Origin of the sequence: Paracoccus sp. NSM (genome assembly GCF_052379855.1) — a bacterium.
Lineage (GTDB): Bacteria > Pseudomonadota > Alphaproteobacteria > Rhodobacterales > Rhodobacteraceae > Paracoccus.
Genome location: NZ_JBQTCG010000001.1, coordinates 247,863 through 265,422 on the forward strand (window position 1 = coordinate 247,863; position 17,560 = coordinate 265,422).

Annotated in this window: 20 protein-coding genes; 8 read left to right on the forward strand and 12 right to left on the reverse strand. The window is 63.3% G+C overall.

Annotated elements, in window-relative coordinates; translation table 11 throughout:
- Positions 1–10 precede the first annotated feature (10 nt).
- The 3 genes from ACTZWU_RS01145 to ACTZWU_RS01155 are packed head-to-tail and all read right to left on the reverse strand — an operon-like array spanning position 11 to position 2,558.
- Positions 11–1,795 (reverse strand): sensor histidine kinase, encoded by a 1,785-nt coding sequence (locus tag ACTZWU_RS01145; RefSeq protein ID WP_444735515.1) that lies wholly within the window; start codon positions 1,793–1,795, stop codon positions 11–13.
- Positions 1,796–1,807: 12 nt separating this feature from the next.
- Positions 1,808–2,374, reverse strand: a complete 567-nt coding sequence (locus ACTZWU_RS01150; RefSeq protein WP_444735516.1) for an RNA polymerase sigma factor — start codon at positions 2,372–2,374, stop codon at positions 1,808–1,810.
- A 37-nt stretch (positions 2,375–2,411) separates the two neighbouring features.
- Positions 2,412–2,558 carry a NepR family anti-sigma factor gene (locus ACTZWU_RS01155; RefSeq protein WP_444735517.1) on the reverse strand — a complete coding sequence of 49 codons (147 nt, stop codon included), beginning with the start codon at positions 2,556–2,558 and terminating at the stop codon, positions 2,412–2,414.
- Positions 2,559–2,653: 95 nt separating this feature from the next.
- On the opposite strand from ACTZWU_RS01155, the gene ACTZWU_RS01160 reads away from it, so the two are divergent.
- The gene (locus ACTZWU_RS01160; RefSeq protein WP_444735518.1) at positions 2,654–3,457 is read left to right on the forward strand and encodes a response regulator; all 804 of its coding nucleotides are present in this window, start codon (positions 2,654–2,656) and stop codon (positions 3,455–3,457) included.
- On the opposite strand, the gene ACTZWU_RS01165 is transcribed toward ACTZWU_RS01160, so the two are convergent.
- From ACTZWU_RS01165 to ACTZWU_RS01180, 4 genes are read right to left on the reverse strand one after another with little or no spacing between them, the layout of a single operon-like run.
- Positions 3,458–4,378: a YihY/virulence factor BrkB family protein gene (locus ACTZWU_RS01165; RefSeq protein WP_444735519.1), complete on the reverse strand. Its 921-nt coding sequence runs from the start codon at positions 4,376–4,378 to the stop codon at positions 3,458–3,460. It lies immediately after the preceding gene.
- A 46-nt stretch (positions 4,379–4,424) separates the two neighbouring features.
- Positions 4,425–5,126 (reverse strand): DNA polymerase III subunit epsilon, encoded by a 702-nt coding sequence (gene dnaQ, locus ACTZWU_RS01170; protein WP_444735520.1) that lies wholly within the window; start codon positions 5,124–5,126, stop codon positions 4,425–4,427.
- Positions 5,119–5,706, reverse strand: coding sequence for a dephospho-CoA kinase (gene coaE / locus ACTZWU_RS01175; protein ID WP_444735521.1), 588 nt, complete (start codon positions 5,704–5,706; stop codon positions 5,119–5,121). The genes dnaQ and coaE overlap by 8 nt, the downstream gene beginning before the upstream one ends.
- Positions 5,703–6,548 (reverse strand): shikimate dehydrogenase, encoded by an 846-nt coding sequence (locus ACTZWU_RS01180; protein ID WP_444735522.1) that lies wholly within the window; start codon positions 6,546–6,548, stop codon positions 5,703–5,705. The genes coaE and ACTZWU_RS01180 overlap by 4 nt, the downstream gene beginning before the upstream one ends.
- 483 nt (positions 6,549–7,031) lie before the next feature.
- Here ACTZWU_RS01180 and ACTZWU_RS01185 point away from each other — a divergent pair, with 483 nt between their 5' ends.
- The 7 genes from ACTZWU_RS01185 to ACTZWU_RS01215 all read left to right on the forward strand — a co-directional run bounded on the left by ACTZWU_RS01185 (position 7,032) and on the right by ACTZWU_RS01215 (position 14,287).
- Positions 7,032–7,478 (forward strand): CopD family protein, encoded by a 447-nt coding sequence (locus ACTZWU_RS01185; RefSeq protein WP_444735523.1) that lies wholly within the window; start codon positions 7,032–7,034, stop codon positions 7,476–7,478.
- A 129-nt stretch (positions 7,479–7,607) separates the two neighbouring features.
- Positions 7,608–8,879, forward strand: a complete 1,272-nt coding sequence (gene rho / locus ACTZWU_RS01190; protein WP_444735524.1) for a transcription termination factor Rho — start codon at positions 7,608–7,610, stop codon at positions 8,877–8,879.
- 10 nt (positions 8,880–8,889) lie between these two features.
- Positions 8,890–10,149 (forward strand): tRNA uridine-5-carboxymethylaminomethyl(34) synthesis GTPase MnmE, encoded by a 1,260-nt coding sequence (gene mnmE / locus ACTZWU_RS01195; RefSeq protein WP_444735525.1) that lies wholly within the window; start codon positions 8,890–8,892, stop codon positions 10,147–10,149.
- 11 nt (positions 10,150–10,160) lie between these two features.
- The gene (gene mnmG / locus ACTZWU_RS01200) at positions 10,161–12,026 is read left to right on the forward strand and encodes a tRNA uridine-5-carboxymethylaminomethyl(34) synthesis enzyme MnmG (RefSeq protein WP_444735526.1); all 1,866 of its coding nucleotides are present in this window, start codon (positions 10,161–10,163) and stop codon (positions 12,024–12,026) included.
- Positions 12,023–12,613, forward strand: a complete 591-nt coding sequence (gene rsmG / locus ACTZWU_RS01205; RefSeq protein ID WP_444735527.1) for a 16S rRNA (guanine(527)-N(7))-methyltransferase RsmG — start codon at positions 12,023–12,025, stop codon at positions 12,611–12,613. The genes mnmG and rsmG overlap by 4 nt, the downstream gene beginning before the upstream one ends.
- Positions 12,606–13,388, forward strand: a complete 783-nt coding sequence (locus tag ACTZWU_RS01210) for a ParA family protein (protein ID WP_444735528.1) — start codon at positions 12,606–12,608, stop codon at positions 13,386–13,388. Before rsmG ends, ACTZWU_RS01210 begins: the two co-directional genes overlap by 8 nt.
- A complete protein-coding gene (locus ACTZWU_RS01215; RefSeq protein ID WP_444735529.1) occupies positions 13,388–14,287 on the forward strand; it encodes a ParB/RepB/Spo0J family partition protein in 900 nt (299 codons plus the stop codon). The genes ACTZWU_RS01210 and ACTZWU_RS01215 overlap by 1 nt, the downstream gene beginning before the upstream one ends.
- Before the next feature lie 39 nt (positions 14,288–14,326).
- On the opposite strand, the gene ACTZWU_RS01220 is transcribed toward ACTZWU_RS01215, so the two are convergent.
- Genes ACTZWU_RS01220 through rph form a run of 5 tightly spaced genes read right to left on the reverse strand, consistent with a single transcriptional unit; the run spans position 14,327 to position 17,527 of the window.
- The gene (locus tag ACTZWU_RS01220; RefSeq protein ID WP_444735530.1) at positions 14,327–14,680 is read right to left on the reverse strand and encodes a YbaN family protein; all 354 of its coding nucleotides are present in this window, start codon (positions 14,678–14,680) and stop codon (positions 14,327–14,329) included.
- 1 nt (position 14,681) lies between these two features.
- A complete protein-coding gene (gene hemW, locus ACTZWU_RS01225; protein ID WP_444735531.1) occupies positions 14,682–15,845 on the reverse strand; it encodes a radical SAM family heme chaperone HemW in 1,164 nt (387 codons plus the stop codon).
- Positions 15,842–16,216, reverse strand: a complete 375-nt coding sequence (locus ACTZWU_RS01230) for a RidA family protein (protein WP_444735532.1) — start codon at positions 16,214–16,216, stop codon at positions 15,842–15,844. The genes hemW and ACTZWU_RS01230 overlap by 4 nt, the downstream gene beginning before the upstream one ends.
- Entirely contained in the window at positions 16,209–16,817 is a 609-nt protein-coding gene (locus ACTZWU_RS01235) for a non-canonical purine NTP pyrophosphatase (protein WP_444735533.1), read from the reverse strand. Before ACTZWU_RS01235 ends, ACTZWU_RS01230 begins: the two co-directional genes overlap by 8 nt.
- Positions 16,814–17,527, reverse strand: coding sequence for a ribonuclease PH (rph, locus tag ACTZWU_RS01240; RefSeq protein WP_444735534.1), 714 nt, complete (start codon positions 17,525–17,527; stop codon positions 16,814–16,816). Before rph ends, ACTZWU_RS01235 begins: the two co-directional genes overlap by 4 nt.
- Positions 17,528–17,560: the final 33 nt, after the last annotated feature.

Sequence of the window (17,560 nt, forward strand, 5' to 3'; positions counted from 1 at the left end):
GCGCAAGCGCCTAGTGCCGTGACCCCGCCCGCGCGGCCGAGGTCAGCACCACCTTGCGCGGGTCGTGGCCGACGGGTTGGCCGCCGCGTGCCAGATCGAAGCTGACCGCGACGCGGTGCATCCCCTGCGTCGCGTCATGTTCGACCTGTGCTTCAAGCTGCATGGCGAAAGCCTCGATCAGCTGCGACCCCAGACCGGTGCCCGCGCTGGCCACCGGCATGTCGCTGACCGAGTTCGTCACCTCGAGGTGCCCGATGCCCGGCCTGGGCTCGGTCAGTGTCACGGTGACGAGGGGGCGGCCCTCGCCGGGGCGGGGGCGGGCGTATTTCAGCGCGTTGGTGAAGGCCTCGGTCGCCAGCAGGGTCAAGGGCACGGCCTGATCGGGCACCATGCGAAGCGGGTCGATCCGGGTGCGGATGTCCAGATCGCGCCCGCTTGCGGCGGCGACATTGCCCATCTGCCCGATGATGTCGCCCAGAAGCGTGTCAGCCTGCACCGCGTCCAGCTGTTCGGCCTGATAAAGGTTGCGATAGATCGTCGCCAGCGCCGCAACCCGGTCCTGGACCGAGCGCAGGACCCGCTTGGCGTCCTGATCGTCGATCAGGCGGCTCTGCATGTTGATGATCGAGGCGATCAGTTGCAGGTTGTTCTTGACCCGGTGGTGGACCTCTTTCAGCAGGACGGTCTTTTCGGCGACGGAACGCTCCATCGCCTCTTCGTCGCGGATCAGGATGCGGGCCATGTTGTGGAAGGTCTGGCTGACATCCGCGATCTCGGTCGGCGCGTCTTCCAGCACGGGGGGGGCGGTGTCACGGGCGCCGATGGCAAAGCGGCGCATCTGGCCGCGCAGCACGCTGATATGACGCAGGACCAGCCGGAACACCGCCAGATAGGCCACCGCCAGCGACACGGCCCAAAGCGCGACAGGCAGGATGACCGCACCCACGCGCGACAGCTGGAACAGACCGAACCCCGCCGTGCGCGGGGTCCATGAGCCAAGGGCATAAACCTGCCCCGGAACGACGGGAACGACGGTGAAGACCCGCCTTTCGCCCCCTTCGGACAGGGCGCGGAACGAGGTCTCGCCCTGCCGCGCCAGCGCCGCCAGATCCAGCCCGCGCGGCAGGATCGAGGCCGCCGTGGCGCCCAGCACGCTGTCGGCAGTCAGCAATTCGCCCTGGCTGTTGAAGCTGATGATATGCGCGCCTTCGGTCCCGGCATCCACGACATGGGTCGAGCGCAGCAGATCCTGGCTGAGCGAGACCGAGGTATAGCCCAGAAATTCCGGTCCGTTGAACAGGGGTTGAAACACCCCCACAGCGGGCTGGCCGCTGATCGGTCCCTCGCGAAGCGAGACGACATGCGTCGTCGGCCGCTCGACCATGCCCGAAATCAGGGCGCCCAGATCCAGCGCGGGCAGGCGCTCGGCATCCGACAGGCAGCGCGTCAGGCCATCGGCAGGTATGAAGGCCGCGGCGATGTAGGTCGCGCTGCGCTGCACGAAATTGCGCATCAGGTCAGAGCATTGCTGCGGCTGGTTCAGCGTCTCCAGCACCGCCGGGCCAAGTGCCTCGGCGGAGCCGAAGGCGCTTTGCAGCAACGCGCGCTCGCCCGCCGCCGCCGATGCGGTGCGGCCCAAGAGCGCCAGTTCGGCGCTGCGCTCGGCCTCGCGCGACAGGTGCAGGTTCTGGATCAGCGAGATCAAACCAATGGGCAGGATCGCGATGGACAGCAGCGCGCCCAGGCGAAAGCCCAGGCGACGCGTGAAATCCAGCCGTTCCGTGATCCTGCGCATGATCCCGCCCGTTCAGCGGGACGCGGCGTGGTTCTGGGCCATCACGGCCAGAGTGGCCTGGTCGGTCATCTGCATTTCCTCTCCGTCCGCAAGGTGCAGCAGCTCTGCCAGCTTGCGGCGCCCGCGATTGGCGCGCGACTTGACCGTGCCGACGGCGACGCCGGTCATGCTAGCCGCCTCCTCGTAGGAGAAACCAGAGGCCCCGACAAGGATCAGCGCCTCGCGCTGCTCGTCCGGCAGCAGCGCAAAGGCCGCCCGGAAATCGTTCATGGCCAGACGCCCGTCATGGTCGGGCTTGGTCGCCTGCCGCGCGGCGTGCAGCCCGTCGGTATCGCTGACCTCGCGCTTGGTCTTGCGGCGCGACGAATAGAAGGTGTTGCGCAGGATCGTGAACAGCCACGCCCGCAGATTGGTGCCCGCCTGGAACTTGTCCATGTTGGTCCAGGCCTTGACGATGGTGTCCTGCACCAGATCGTCGGCCGCAGCCCCCTCGCGCGTCAACGACAGGGCGAAGGCCCGCAACGCCGGCAGGTGAGAGACCAGCTGGTCCCGCGGATCGTCCTGAAGGGGTTTGCTCATAGGATGGCCTTGTGCCTCAGCGCGGGGGCGCCGGATCTCATTTCTGGTCCTTCAGTTTCTGGAGAAGCTCCAGAAAGCGGTCGGGGATCTCGTCCGTGGCGTCCTGTTCGTAGACCCGCTTGAGGTTCTCGTCTATCTGCTTCTCCACCGCTGCTCTCCGACGGTCGTCGCGTTTGGCTGGCATTGTGTTGCTGGTCCTGAAAATCTTGTGCGCACGTGATGCAACCGATAGGTCGTCAGATTAGTTCCTTGCAAGTTGCGAAATATGAGGACTGTTCCATGACCGCTGCCGATCTGGCCCAATCCATCGGGCGCGAGCTGCCCTTTCTGCGCCGCTACGCGCGTGCGCTGACCGGCAGTCAAACCGCTGGCGACAATTACGCCGCCGCCACGCTGGAGGCGATCCTGACCGACCGTTCGGTGCTGGAGGGCGAAGATGACATCCGCATCGGCCTGTTCCGGACCTTTCACGTCATCTGGCAAAGCTCGGGCCAGCCGGTCGAGGATCACGACCTGTCCTCGCGCGAGCGTCGCGCCCAGGATCACCTGCGCGGCCTGACGCCCAATTCCCGCGAGGCGCTGCTGCTGCGCACCATCGAGGAGCTGCGCCCCGACCAGATCGCCCGCGTGATGCAGGTCGAACCCTCCGAGGCCGAGGAACTGGTCCAGATCGCCCTGAACGAGATGGGCAGCGCGATCCGCGGCAAGGTCATGGTGATCGAGGATGAGATGATCATCGCGATGGACCTGAAAGGCATCGTCCAGGCGATGGGCCACGAGGTCACGGGTGTCGCCCGCACCCATGCGGCGGCGATCGACCTGGCGGGCAAGCATCGCCCCGACCTGATCCTGGCCGATATCCAGCTGGCCGACGGCTCGTCCGGGGTCGATGCGGTGAACGAATTGCTGCGCGACATGGGCGAGATTCCGGTGATCTTCATCACCGCCTTCCCGGAACGCCTGCTGACAGGCGAGCGTCCCGAACCGGCGTTCCTGATCTCGAAACCCTACAGCGAGGAACAGGTGCGTTCCGCCGTCAGTCAGGCGATGTTCTTCGCCTCGACCGAGGGGCTGGAGGCCTGATCACCGCCCCGCGCTGTCCTGCCCGGCCGCATCCGCGTGCCGGCGCAGGGCGCGGACCTCGCGTATCCGGCGCCTGCGGGCGCGCTCGACATTGATCAGCGCGCCCAGCAGGACCGAGAAACCCGCCAGATAGAACCACATCAGCAGCGCCACCACCGTTCCGATCGAGCCATAGATCCGGTTGTAGCTGTTGAAGCTGGACAGATAGGCCGAAAAGGCGATCGACCCCGCCGACCACAGAAGCGCGGCAAAGAACGCGCCGACGGTGAAGATCGGCGTCCGCGGTCTCTTCACGTTCGGCCCATAGCGGTAGAGGATGCCGATGGTGACGATCACCAGCACATACATCCCCACCCAGGGCAGCGCGGTGACAAGCAGCCCGCGGACCGGGGCAAAGACGAAGAAATTCAGCAGGATCGGCACGATCAGGATGGTCGCCAGCCCCGCCAGCGAGATCCCCACGATCACCAGCGTCAGCAGATAGGCCAGAAGAAAGCCGAAGATCGTGGAATGCGCGCGCACGCCATAAGCCGCGTTCAGCCCCCGGATCAGCGCATCCACCCCCGCCCGTGCCGCGATGGTGGCGATCAGGAAGGACAGGAAAGAGGTCCAGCCGATGGCAGTCTGCCCGCCCTCGGTCAGGGACAGGACCTGATCGTCCACGATCTCGGCCGCGCCGCCGGGAATGAACTCATGCGCGACATCCAGATAGGTCAGCACGACGGCCGGATCGAACCACAGGCTCCAGAGCGCGACGATGGCGCCAAGTCCGGGAAAGACGGCGAACATGGCGTAGAAGGCCACGCCCGCCGCGATCAGCGTCATGTGGGTCTTGTCCATCCGTTCGAGGATGGCGGCCCAGAACGACCAAAATTCGCGCAGCATCGTCAGCATCGGCACCTGCCCTGTTTTCCCGACCATGCCGGAACATGGGACCGGGCCGCAATGGTCCAGTGACCTGCCGGGGTTACGCGTCGCTGTAGCGCAGCCAGACCGCGCCTTCGCCCAGCTTGCCGACAAAGGCGGCGTGGGCCTCGGCCTCGGCCTCGGTCAGGCGTGGGGGCAGGGGGCGGGGCCTTGCGCCGCGGCTTTGCGTCCGCGTGCCCGGCGCACCGGGTTGCGCGCCCGACGGGCCGACCAGCACCAGATCGGGCTGCCGGCCGCCGACCAGTTCCAGATAGACCTCGGCCAGCAATTCGGAATCCAGAAGCGCGCCGTGCAATTCGCGGCCCGAATTGTCCACGCCAAAGCGGCGGCACAGCGCGTCCAGAGTCGCGGGCGAGCCGGGAAAGCGCCGCCGGGCGATTTCAAGCGTGTCCAGCGCGCGCGACATGGGCAGGGCCGGATGGCCCGCGCGGGTCAGTTCGGCATTCAGGAAGCGCATGTCGAAGGTCGCGTTATGGATCACCAGCCGCGAATCCGTGCCGATGAAGTCCAGAAAATCGCGGGCGACCTGCGCGAATTTCGGCTTGTTGCGCAGGAAATCATCGCCAAGGCCGTGAACCTCGAACGCCTCTTTCGGCATGGCGCGTTCGGGGTTGATATAGACGTGAAAGGTGCGGCCGGTGGGCAGGTGGTTGACCAGTTCCAGCGCCCCGATCTCGACGATGCGGTCGGCGCCCTCGGCCTCGAAGCCGGTGGTTTCGGTGTCCAGCACGATCTCACGCATGAGAGCGGATATCCTCGATCAGGGACAGGACGGCCTGTCGGGTGGTGGTCAGGTCGTCGGTCGGAATGACCCAATCGGCGCGGGCACGCTTTTCGGCATCGGGCATCTGGCGCGACAGGATCATGTCCAGCATCTGTGGCGTCATGCCGGGCCGCGCCAGAACGCGGGCGCGCTGCGTTTCCGCATCGGTCGAGACCACCGCGACGCCATCAAGCGAGGGATCGCGCCCGGTCTCGAACAGAAGCGGGATGTCCAGCACGATCAGCGGCGCCTCGGGGTGATCGGCGATGAAGGCCGCCCGGTCGGCGGCGACCAGCGGATGCACGATCGCCTCGAGCCGCTCCAGCGCGCCGGGATCGGCGGCAAGGGCCTGTTTCAGAAGAACGCGATCCACGGCGCCGTCGGTGATGCAGTCCGGAAACACATCCCGGATCGGCTGGACCGCCGCACCGCCCGCTGCATAGAGCCGATGGACAGCCTGATCCGCGTCCCAGACCGGGTGACCCAGATCGCGGAACATCGCGGCGGTGGTGGATTTGCCCATGCCGATGCTGCCGGTCAGGCCCAGACGATAGCTCATCCCAGAACGACCTGGCGGGTTTCGTCATCGACCTCGGGGCGGTGGCCGAACCAGCGTTCGAAACCGGGCGCGGCCTGATGCAGAAGCATGCCGAGTCCGTCCACGATGCGGCAACCACGTTCCTGCGCCTCGATCAGAAGGGGGGTCATCAGGGGCGTATAGACCAGATCGGTGACCAGCGCATCAGGCGACAGCGCGTCCAGCGGCACCCGAAGCGGCTGCTTGCCCTCCATCCCCAGAGAGGTCGCGTTCACGACGGTCGCCGCGCCGTCCACCATGTTGCCCAGTTGCGCCCATTCATAGACGACAAGGCGCGCGCCGAACTCGGCCTTGATCTGTTCGGCCCGCAGCCGGGTCCGGTTCGCGATCCGCAGTTCGGGAACGCCGGAATCCAGCAGCGAGGCGACAACCGCACGCGCGGCGCCCCCCGCGCCGATGATCGCGGCGGGACCGGCCTCGGGCTGCCAATCGGGGGCGTTCTGGCGCAGGTTGGCGATGAAGCCGTAACCATCGGTATTATCCGCGTGGATTTTGCCGTCAGGGCGAAAGATCAGCGTGTTCGCCGCACCGATCAGGGCCGCGCGGTCGGTCACGGTGTCGGCCAGGGTCAGAACGGCCTCTTTATGCGGGATCGTGACGTTCACGCCGACGAAGCCGGCTTGCGGCAGAACGCGCAGCACCTCGGCCAGATGTTCGGGCAGGACGGGGATCGGGATATAATGTCCCGGCAGGCCATACCGGCGCAGCCAGTGCCCGTGAAGCTTGGGCGAGCGTGAATGCGCGATCGGCATTCCGATCACCCCCGCCAGGGGTGCGTGCCGGATTGTGGCCTCTTCTGACATCGCGTGCTCTGAATGTGTTGACATGTCGGCAGGTTAAGCGGCTTCAGCGCGGGAAGAAAGCCTGCTGAACGTGCACAGTGGTCGCGCTGTGGCAAGGACGGCGCAGGCTGTGGACGAATCTGCGCGGGAATCGGGTCGAATCGTGGGCAGGAATCGGGTGCGACCCGAGAGCGCCCGAATTCCGCGCCGGACAAAGCAGGAACGCATGGCGGCGATCCACAGGTGGACAGGACACAACGACAATCCGCCCGATCTGTGGAAAGAGCAGGACCGCGAAATCTGTCCCCTAACTTATCCACAGGATTGGTTATTGAATTAAATGGATTTTTTTCTTCCCCTGACGGCATTATAGGAATATGTCCACATCGGCCCGATCTGGGGATTTCCGTGGGTCTTTTGCCTCAATCCCGCTATGCACAGGCCCTACATCTACAACATCCTTTTCTTTCCTTCTTATATTAAGTGAAGAAGAAAGAGGTTCCGATGCTGGACTTGCTTGTGCTGATCTATCCCTACGTGAAGGCGTTTCACGTGATGTCCGTGATCGCCTGGATGGCGGCCCTGTTCTATCTGCCCAGACTTTTCGTCTATCATTCGGAACGCAATGCCGGGCAGGCCGAGCCCGTGGCGAGCTTTCTGATCATGGAAGACAAGCTGATGCGGCTGATCATGCGCCCCGCTATGATCGCCACTTGGTTGAGTGGCCTCACGTTGGTCTCGGTTCCCGGAATTGTCGGCTGGGATTTCACATGGCCCTGGGTCAAGGCAGCCGGGGTTCTGGGTATGACGGTGTTCCATGTCTGGTGCGTGCGCGAAACACGGCGCCTGACCGCTGGCGAGGCGAAGAAAGGGCGTCATTACCGGATGATGAACGAGGTTCCGACCCTGTTGATGGTGGCGATCGTCAGTGCGGTGATCATCAAGTTCTGATGCCCAAGATTGACTCATGGCCGGTTGGCGCGTATGTGCCCCGTCAAACCCGGCCGTCCGGTGCGGGATTCTCCGACGATCATCCTCCTTGCGCAGCCTCGGCCAGCGCCAGCGAAAGATTGCAGACGCATGACCGAAGAACGCCTTAACCTGTCCGAGCTGAAGGCCAAGAGCCCGGCTGATCTGCTGTCGATGGCAGAGGAATGGGAGATCGAGAACGCCTCGACCATGCGCAAGGGCGAGATGATGTTCTCGATCCTCAAGGAACATGCCGAGGAAGGTTGGGACATCGGCGGCGAGGGCGTTCTTGAGGTCGTTCAGGACGGTTTCGGCTTTCTGCGCTCGACCGAGGCGAACTATCTGCCGGGCCCGGACGACATCTATGTCAGTCCCGACATGATCCGGCAGCATTCGTTGCGCACCGGAGACACGGTCGAGGGTGTGATCCGCGCCCCCGGCGAGAACGAGCGTTATTTTGCGCTAACCAGGGTCGAGCGGATCAATTTCGAGGATCCGGAAAAGGCGCGTCACAAGGTCGCCTTTGACAACCTGACGCCGCTTTATCCCGATGAGCGGCTGAAGATGGAGATCGAGGACCCGACCATCAAGGATCGCAGCGCGCGGATCATCGATCTGGTTGCGCCGATCGGGAAGGGCCAGCGTTCGCTGATCGTGGCACCACCGCGCACCGGCAAGACCGTGCTGTTGCAGAACATTGCCCATTCGATCGAACGCAATCACCCGGAATGCTACCTGATCGTGTTGCTGATCGACGAGCGGCCGGAAGAGGTCACCGACATGCAGCGTTCGGTCAAGGGCGAGGTCGTGTCCTCGACCTTTGACGAACCGGCCAGCCGCCACGTCGCGGTGTCGGAAATGGTGATCGAGAAGGCCAAGCGCTTGGTCGAGCATAAACGAGATGTTGTGATCTTGCTTGATTCGATCACAAGGCTTGGTAGGGCCTTCAACACGGTCGTTCCAAGCTCGGGCAAGGTTCTGACGGGTGGTGTCGATGCGAATGCGTTGCAGCGGCCCAAGCGGTTCTTTGGTGCGGCGCGCAATATCGAGGAAGGCGGCAGCCTGACGATCATTGCCACGGCGCTGATCGACACCGGTTCGCGGATGGACGAGGTGATCTTCGAGGAGTTCAAGGGCACCGGCAACAGCGAGATCGTGCTGGACCGCAAGGTCGCCGACAAGCGCGTCTTCCCGGCGATGGATATCCTCAAATCCGGCACGCGGAAGGAAGAGTTGCTTGTGGATGCGAAGGATCTGCAGAAGACTTATCTGCTGCGGCGCATCCTCAACCCGATGGGCACGACGGATGCAATCGAATTCCTGATCTCGAAGCTGAAGCAGACAAAGAGCAACGGTGAATTCTTCGATTCTATGAACGCCTGACGGGGCTGAAATGGACCTGATCTACGCCGAAGCCACTCCGCCCGGGCGGGGTGGCGTTTCCATTGTGAGGCTGAGTGGGGAAGGCGCACGGCATCTGGCTGAGCGTCTGGGTGGAGCGTTGCCGGAAGCACGGCGGAGTTACCTGCGGCGGTTGGTGGAGGATGGGGAAGTTCTTGATCAGGCTGTCCTGATCCGCTTTGAGCCGGGCGCAAGTTTCACAGGAGAAGAATGCGTCGAACTGCATCTGCACGGCGCGCCGGTGGTGGCGCGTCGGGTCGCCCATGCGCTGCAGCGGGGCGGTGCCCGTTTGGCGCAACCGGGTGAGTTCAGTCGACGTGCGTTGTTGAACGGACGTATGGATTTGGTCGAGGTCGAAGGACTGGGGGATCTTCTGGCGGCCGAGACGGAAGCGCAGAGGCAGCTTGCGATGCGGACTGCCAGTGGTGAGCTTGCGAAACGTGCCGCCGAATGGCGCGAAAAACTGATCAGGGCAGGGGCCTTGATCGAAGTCAGCGTCGACTTTGCCGATGAGGATGTGCCAGAAGAGATTCCGGCTGAGGTGTTCGATCTGGCGGATCAGTTAATCCGCGAATTGCAACGAGAGTTGAACGGTTTTCGGGCGGCTGAACGCGTACGTCTGGGATTTGAGGTGGCAATCATCGGGCCTCCGAATGCGGGCAAATCCACATTGATGAACCGGCTGGCTGATCGGACGGTCGCGATTGTGTCGGATGTTGCCGGCACCACGCGAGATGTCATCGAGATGCGCTATGATCTTGACGGCTTGGCGGTGACGTTCCTGGATACGGCGGGTATCCGGGAGGCAACTGATTCCATTGAGGAAATCGGCATAGGCTTGGCGAAGGATCGAGCACGGTGTGCTGACCTTCGCATCCATCTGTCGCCGGGTGGGCAGCCAGTCGGAGACTTGTGGCAGGACGGTGATATTTCCGTACGCAGCAAGGCTGATCTTGGTTCAGGGACGAATGGACTATCGGCGTTGACGGGCGAGGGACTAGACGCGTTGCTTGCGGATCTGTCAAAAAAGCTTCGGCAACGGGTTGGCCAGGCCGGGGTCATAAGTCATCATCGGCAGCGCACCGAAATTGAGTCCGCAGTGTTTTCCTTGTCTGGTCTGCATGGCTTGCCCGCTGAACTGGCTGCTGAACACATCAGATCGGCTGCCGCATCACTTGATCGTTTGTTTGGCCGAATCGGTTCAGAAGACTATCTGGATGTGATCTTCGGCCAGTTCTGCATCGGGAAGTAGGAGTGTTCCACGTGAAACACTATGATGTCATCGTCGTCGGCGCCGGTCACGCGGGGCTTGAGGCAGCCACCGGGGCAGCCCGGATCGGCGCGCGGGTTGCGCTGGTGACGATGAGGATGGAAGATGTTGGAACGCTATCTTGCAACCCAGCCATCGGGGGGTTGGGTAAGGGCCACCTGGTCCGAGAGATAGACGCCCTTGACGGTGTGATGGGTCGTATTGCCGACAAAGCGGGAATTCAGTTCCGGCTGCTTAACCGCAGCAAGGGCCCGGCCGTTCAGGGTCCTCGGGCCCAAATGGACCGCAGCCTGTACAAACACCACGCCACTTCTGAACTGGCGACTTACCAGAGCGTCGAACTGATACTGGATGAAGTCGTTGCACTGATTATCGATGGTCACCGGGTCCTTGGCGTCGAATTGGCGCGGGTTGGTCAGATCACATCCAGTGCGACAATCCTGACCACCGGAACATTCCTTGAAGGGCGCATACACATCGGTGATCAAAGCCGCGTAGCAGGCCGATGGGGTGATACCGCATCGAATCCGTTGGCGATGTCGTTGCGACACTTCGATCTGCCACTCGGCCGGCTGAAAACCGGAACACCGCCGCGGCTTTTGCGTGAAAGTATCGACTGGGACATGCTTGAACAGCAACCCGGCGACGATGCGCCCACTATGTTTTCGTATCTGAGCACCGGCCCGGACGCCCGACAGGTTACTTGTGCTATCACCCACACCAATCCAGAGACTCATCGGATAATTACCGAGAATATTGGACGCTCCGCCATGTATGGCGGGCATATTTCGGGCCGCGGACCCCGATACTGCCCGTCGATCGAAGACAAGGTGACCCGGTTTTCTGATAAGTCGTCACATCAAGTTTTCTTGGAACCTGAGGGGATTGATTCCGAACTGGTCTATCCCAACGGGATCTCCACGTCCCTGCCAGAAGAGGTCCAGTTGGCTTATGTGCGATCCATTCGAGGCTTGGAGAGGGCAGAGATCGCTCAGCCGGGTTACGCCGTGGAATACAGCTACGTAGACCCGCGGGCACTGGACCACAAGCTGGCTGTCAAGGCCGCGGCCGGGCTGTTCCTGGCCGGTCAGATCAACGGGACCACTGGCTATGAGGAGGCGGCCGCCCAAGGTCTGGTAGCCGGACTAAACGCCGCACAGCAAGCACTTGGCAAGGCTGAGCACGCCGTATTCAGTCGTGCCGACAGCTATATTGGGGTGATGGTTGATGATTTGGTGACCAAAGGCGTGACCGAACCCTACCGCATGTTCACATCCCGGGCAGAGTTCCGGTTGTCTCTGCGGGCCGATAACGCTGATCGCCGGTTGACGCCGCGTGGGATTCGCTGGGGCTGCGTTTCGTCGGCACGACGCGAAGCGTTCGCCGCGCGCATGGAACGCTACCACGAAGCCAAGGCTGCCCTGGATGGCGCCATGTTCAGTCCGAATGAGCTGGCGAAAGCAGGAATTGAAAAGCGCTTGGACGGCCAACGCCGTTCGCTTTTCACCCTTATGGGCTCCGATAATCTAGATGAGGACACAATTACCAGGTTGTGCCCCGCGCTCTCGGACGTCTCAGCCGAAACATGGCAGCAGTTGCGCAACGACGCGATGTACGCGCAATACACGGAACGGCAGCAGCGAGACGTCGAAGCGCTCAGGCAGAACGAAGGCGTCGCCCTGCCACATGACCTCGACTATGCGTCGATCGGCGGCTTATCTGGCGAGATCGCCCGAAAGCTCTCAGACCAACGGCCAGCGACTCTCGCTCAAGCGGCGGCGATCGAGGGTATGACCCCGGCGGCACTGTCGGTCCTCCTGCTCGCGGCCAAGCGCGCCAGCAGAGTAGCCAGCGCATGATTGTTTCACGTGAAACAGAGCAGCGCTTTGCGCTATACCAAACCCTCCTTCGTAAATGGAACGCGACGATAAACTTGGTCGCTCCATCCACGCTGCCCGACCTAAGAACTCGCCATATCGCTGACTGCCTTCAGGTGGCCGGGCTTATCACGAACCCGACCGGAAAATGGGTTGATATCGGCAGCGGTGGCGGGCTCCCCGGGCTCGTTCTGGCGATTGCTTGGGCCGAGGCTGATCTTCAGTTTGTGCTTGTGGAAAGTGACTCGCGAAAATGCGCTTTCCTCCGCTCTGCCATCCGCGAGCTTTCCCTAACCAAGGTTACGGTACAAGCGCAACGCATCGAACATCTCGAACCTCAAAACGCAGACTACTTGTCGGCTCGCGCTCTAGCATCCCTCGAAAGATTGCTGCCATATATTCAGCGTCATCTCGCGCCGGGCGGGCAGGCTTGGCTCCTTAAGGGCAGAAGCTGGCAAGACGAAGCCGACGAGGCTGCCAAGCACTGGCGTTTCAGCTACGAAGCCTTTACCAGTGAGACAGACCCCGAGGCCGCCATTCTCAACGTGAGGGACATCGCCAATGCCTGACACTCACATCTTGGCCATTGCCAACCAAAAAGGTGGGGTGGGCAAGACCACCACGGCAATCAACCTCGGCGCGGCGCTCTCAGAGATGGGCCACGAAGTGATCCTTATTGACCTTGACCCGCAAGGCAATGCATCGACCGGTCTTGGCATCGCCCCCGACAAACGCGACATGTCGTCCTTCGACCTTCTCACAGGCGATGTAACCTTGCAGGCCGGCCTCTGTGCGACCGCCTTTCCACGTCTCTCCATCGTTCCGGCGACGTCGGATCTGTCCTCGGCCGACGCTCAGTTGTCACAACGCAGCGATCGGCTCCGTTTGCTGTCGAACGCACTGCAAACCGCGCCCGCAGATACGATTGTCCTGATTGATTGCCCGCCCGCACTGGGCCTCTTGACGGTCAATGCGATGGTTGCCGCTCACGCGGTCATTGTTCCGCTTCAGGCTGAGTTTTACGCCCTCGAAGGTCTTTCTCAGCTTCTGACCACGGTCCGCGAGGTCCGCGCAAGCGCTAACCCTGCTCTGCGCATCAACGGTGTCGTTCTGACCATGTCCGACAACCGCAACAACCTGTCCCAACAGGTTGAGGCCGATGCCCGCGCGACCCTTGGCGAGCTCGTCTATTCGACAGTCATTCCGCGGAACGTTCGCGTCTCGGAATCGCCGTCGCACGCTATGCCCGTTCTCAATTACGATCCGCTTTCCAAGGGCAGCGTGGCCTATCGCCGGCTCGCCGCTGAATTCGCGGCCCGCCTTAAATTGCCGGAGGTTGTCTGATGTCCGATCCGAAATCCATCAAGCGGGGCTTGGGCCGCGGTCTCTCTGCTCTCATGGCTGACATCAATGTGGCTGATGAACCCGCCGCAAATCGCCCCGGCCGTGACCGTGTGACGCTGCCGATCGAACAGATCACCGCCAACCCGAACCAGCCGCGCCGCAACTTCGACCCCGAGGCGTTGAACGAACTCGCAGCTTCGCTTCGCAGCAGGGGCGTCCTGCAGCCGCTGATCGTTCGTCCGCATCCGCGTGACAAGGATCTTTACGAGATCGTCGCAGGCGAACGCCGCTGGCGCGCGGCGCAGATGGCGCAATTACACGAATTGCCGGTCATCATCCGCGAATTCTCGGATACCGAGATGCTCGAGGTCGCGATCATCGAGAACATCCAGCGCGCGGACCTGAACGCCATCGAAGAGGCCGCCTCCTTCAAGCAGCTGATGGAGCGGTTCGGCCACACTCAAGAGCGTCTGGCCGAGGCCCTGAACAAGAGCCGGAGCCATATCGCCAATCTTCTGCGCTTGTTGAACCTACCGCAACCGGTTCAGGAATTTGTCAAGGAAGGGCGCCTGACAGCCGGACATGCCCGCGCCCTCGTCACCTCGCCCAATCCGGAACACTTGGCCCGCAAGGTCATCGAAAAGGGCCTTTCGGTGCGCGAGACCGAAGACATGGTCCGCAAGCTCGCCCAAGGCGACAATCCCGAGGCCCCGCGTCCTCGCAAAGCTGCTGTCGAGACCGCCGACAGCGATACGCGCGCACTCGAGGATGATCTCTCCGCCAATCTTCGCATGCGCGTCCAGATCCGACATGCGGGGATGGATGGTGGGCAGGTTGTGATCACCTACAAGGACCTCGACCAGCTCGACAAGCTATGCCAGCTTCTGGGCGGTCATTGATACCTTATGATGTGTAGCTGATGGGAAGAACTACTAGATCTAGCGTGTAGGCCGCGTCAGCAGGAATATGGCGACCAACAGGCAAACAACCGCCTGAACCGCCACGGCCTCCTTCGGCAATCCCAGCCACCATGACAGCATCACCCCGCTGCTCATGGCGCTGATAGCCCACGCCTTGGCCCAAGGCCCAACCACGCCCCGCTCTTGCCAGGCCCGGACCGGCGGACCATAGCGGGGATGGCGCAGGATGCGCCGTTTCAGCCGGGGCGATGAGCGCGCAAAAGCCCAGGCTGCCACCAAGAGAAACGGCACTGTCGGCACGATGGGCAGCGCAGTTCCGACAAGCGCCAGCACCACGAAGATCCACCCAACGACGAACCACACGCGTCTCATATCAGGCCGCCAATTCCCGCAAGATCGCGTTCAGGACCGGCCGCCCCGCGTCGGTCACGCGCAGGCAGTCCCCGTCTCGCGTGATCATGCCCAGATCCAGCAACCGCCCGACCGCATCCGGGGCCAAGGGCGCCCCGGACAGGCGCGCGTGACGGCTTTCGCTGATCCCTTCCGAAAGGCGCAGCCCCATCAACAACAGCTCGGTCGCCTGCTCTGCCAAAGGCACTGCGTCGCGCAAGGCTTCTCCGCTGCCCTTGGTCTCGACCGCATTCAACCATGCGCCGGGGGCCAGATGCGCCTCGGTCGCGAAACGGCCATGGGGCAGGGTGATCCGACCATGTGCGCCCGGACCGACCGCCGCCCAGTCACCCTGTCGCCAATAGATCAGGTTGTGTCTGCTCTCGCTACCCGGTGCGGCGTGGTTCGAAATCTCGTATCCCGGGAACCCGGCCGAGGCGCAGATTTCCTGCGTGTCGTGATACATGTCCGCTGACAGATCCTCGTCGGGCAGGTCGCGCAGCGTTCCGGCCTCGGCGCGGCGGCCAAAGGCGGTGCCCGGTTCGATGGTCAGCTGATACAGCGACAGGTGGTCTGCGGCCATGGCCAGCGCCTCGCGCAGTTCCTGCCGCCACGCAGCGCGGTCCTGCCCTTGGCGCGCATAGATCAGGTCAAAGCTCACCCGCTCGAAGACGCCCTGCGCCACGTCAAAGGCGGCCCGCGCCTCGGCGACATCATGCATCCGGCCAAGTGCCCGCAGATCGCGGTCGTTCAGCGCCTGAATCCCCATTGAGACTCGGTTGACGCCTGCCTCGGCAAAGCCGCGAAAACGCTCGCGTTCCACGCTGGTCGGATTGGCCTCCAGCGTGATCTCGATGCGGTTGGCAAAGCCCCAGGCGGCCCGCGCAGCGCGCAGGACGTGATCCACCGTCTCGGGCAGCATCAGCGAGGGCGTGCCGCCCCCGAAGAAGATGCTGTCCAGGTGCCGCCCCGGCAATTCCTCGGCCAGACGCGCGATTTCCGAGGCCAGCGCCCGCGCCCACCGCGCCTGATCGACCGAGGCCGAGACGTGGCTGTTGAAATCGCAATAGGGGCATTTGGCGGCACAAAAGGGCCAGTGGACGTAAAGCCCGAACCCGCCATGCCGCCAATCATCCTGCACGATCATCCGCGAAACGCCGTCACTTCGATCTCGACCTGCATCTCGGGCCGGATCAGTCCCGCGACAACCATCGTCGCGGCGGGACGCACATCGCCCAGGGCGTCCCGCAGGGCGGGCGCGATCCGGTCCACCAGCGCGGCATCGGTGATCGTGTATTGCACGCGCACGATGTCGCCGGGCGTGAAGCCGGCCTCGGCCAGCACGGCGAAGATCGTCGTGAAGCAGTTCCGCGCCTGATCCAGCGCGTCCTCGGGCATGGCCATGCGCGTGTAATCATAGCCTGTCACGCCCGAGACGAAACACCAGTCGCCCCGGACGATCGCCCGGCTATAGGCCAGCGCCTCTTCAAAGGGCGATCCGGTGGTGATCCTACGCAAGAACGGCCCCGATCATTTTTTCGACCGCAAGCGCGCGGTGGCTCAGGCTGTTCTTCAGTTCGGCCGACATTTCGCCCAAGGTGATGTCATGGCCGTCGGGCATGAAGATCGGGTCATAGCCGTGTCCCTCCGCCCCGCGCGGGGGCCAGACGACCTGACCGGGCAGGACGCCCTCGAACACCTCGTCATGCCCGTCCGGCCACATCAGGACCAACGTGCAGCGGAACTGCGCGCCATAGGGGCCGGGCTTGCCCGTCGCCTGAATTTCGGTCCAGGTCCGCTCCATCGCCATGCGGAAATCGCGGTCCGCGCCGGTTTCGGCCCAATCGGCGGTATGCACGCCCGGCGCGCCGTCCAGCGCATCGACCGAAATTCCGCTGTCATCGGCCAGAACCGGAAGGCCCGTTGCCTCGACAGCGGCGCGCGCCTTGATGCGGGCATTGCCGACAAAAGTCTCTTCGGTCTCGGCAGGCTCGGCCAGACCGGCCTCGGCGGCGCCCGTCACCTCGACGCCGTAAGGGGCAAAAAGCGCCCGCATCTCGGCCAGCTTGCCTGCGTTATGCGTGGCGACCAGCAGGCGCTTTTCGGTGAAGGCCCTCATGCCAGCGCCGCTTTCTGGGCTGCGACCAGATCGGCCATCCCGGCCTCGGCCATGTCCAGAAGCTGCGCCATCTCGTCGCGCGAAAAGGTCGCGCCCTCGGCGGACATCTGCACCTCGATCAGGCGGCCCGCGCCGGTCAGCACGAAATTGCCGTCGGTCCCGGCCTCGCTGTCCTCGGCATAGTCCAGATCCAGAACGGGTTGACCCGCATAAATGCCGCAGCTGACCGCCGCCACATGGTCCAGGATCGGGTCGCTGGTGATCGCGCCCGCCTTCAGCAGCTTGTTCACCGCCAGACGCAGCGCCACCCAGCCCCCGGTGATCGAGGCGCAGCGCGTCCCGCCATCCGCCTGGATCACGTCGCAATCGACGGTGATCTGACGTTCGCCAAGCGCGCTGCGGTCGATGCCCGCGCGCAGGCTGCGCCCGATAAGCCGTTGAATTTCCTGCGTCCGTCCCGATTGCTTGCCGGTCGCGGCCTCGCGGCGGTTGCGCGTGTTGGTCGCGCGCGGCAGCATCCCGTATTCCGCCGTGACCCAGCCCAGGCCGGTGCCTTTCAGGAAACGCGGCGTGCTCTCCTCGATCGAGGCGGTGCACAGGACATGCGTGTCGCCGCAGCGGATCAGGCAAGAGCCCTCTGCGTGCCGCATGATCCCGGTTTCAATTGAAATCGGACGCATTTGGCTTAGATTCCGGCCTGAAGGGCGCATGATTCATCCTTTTCGTGAAGCTGCCTGCCCATA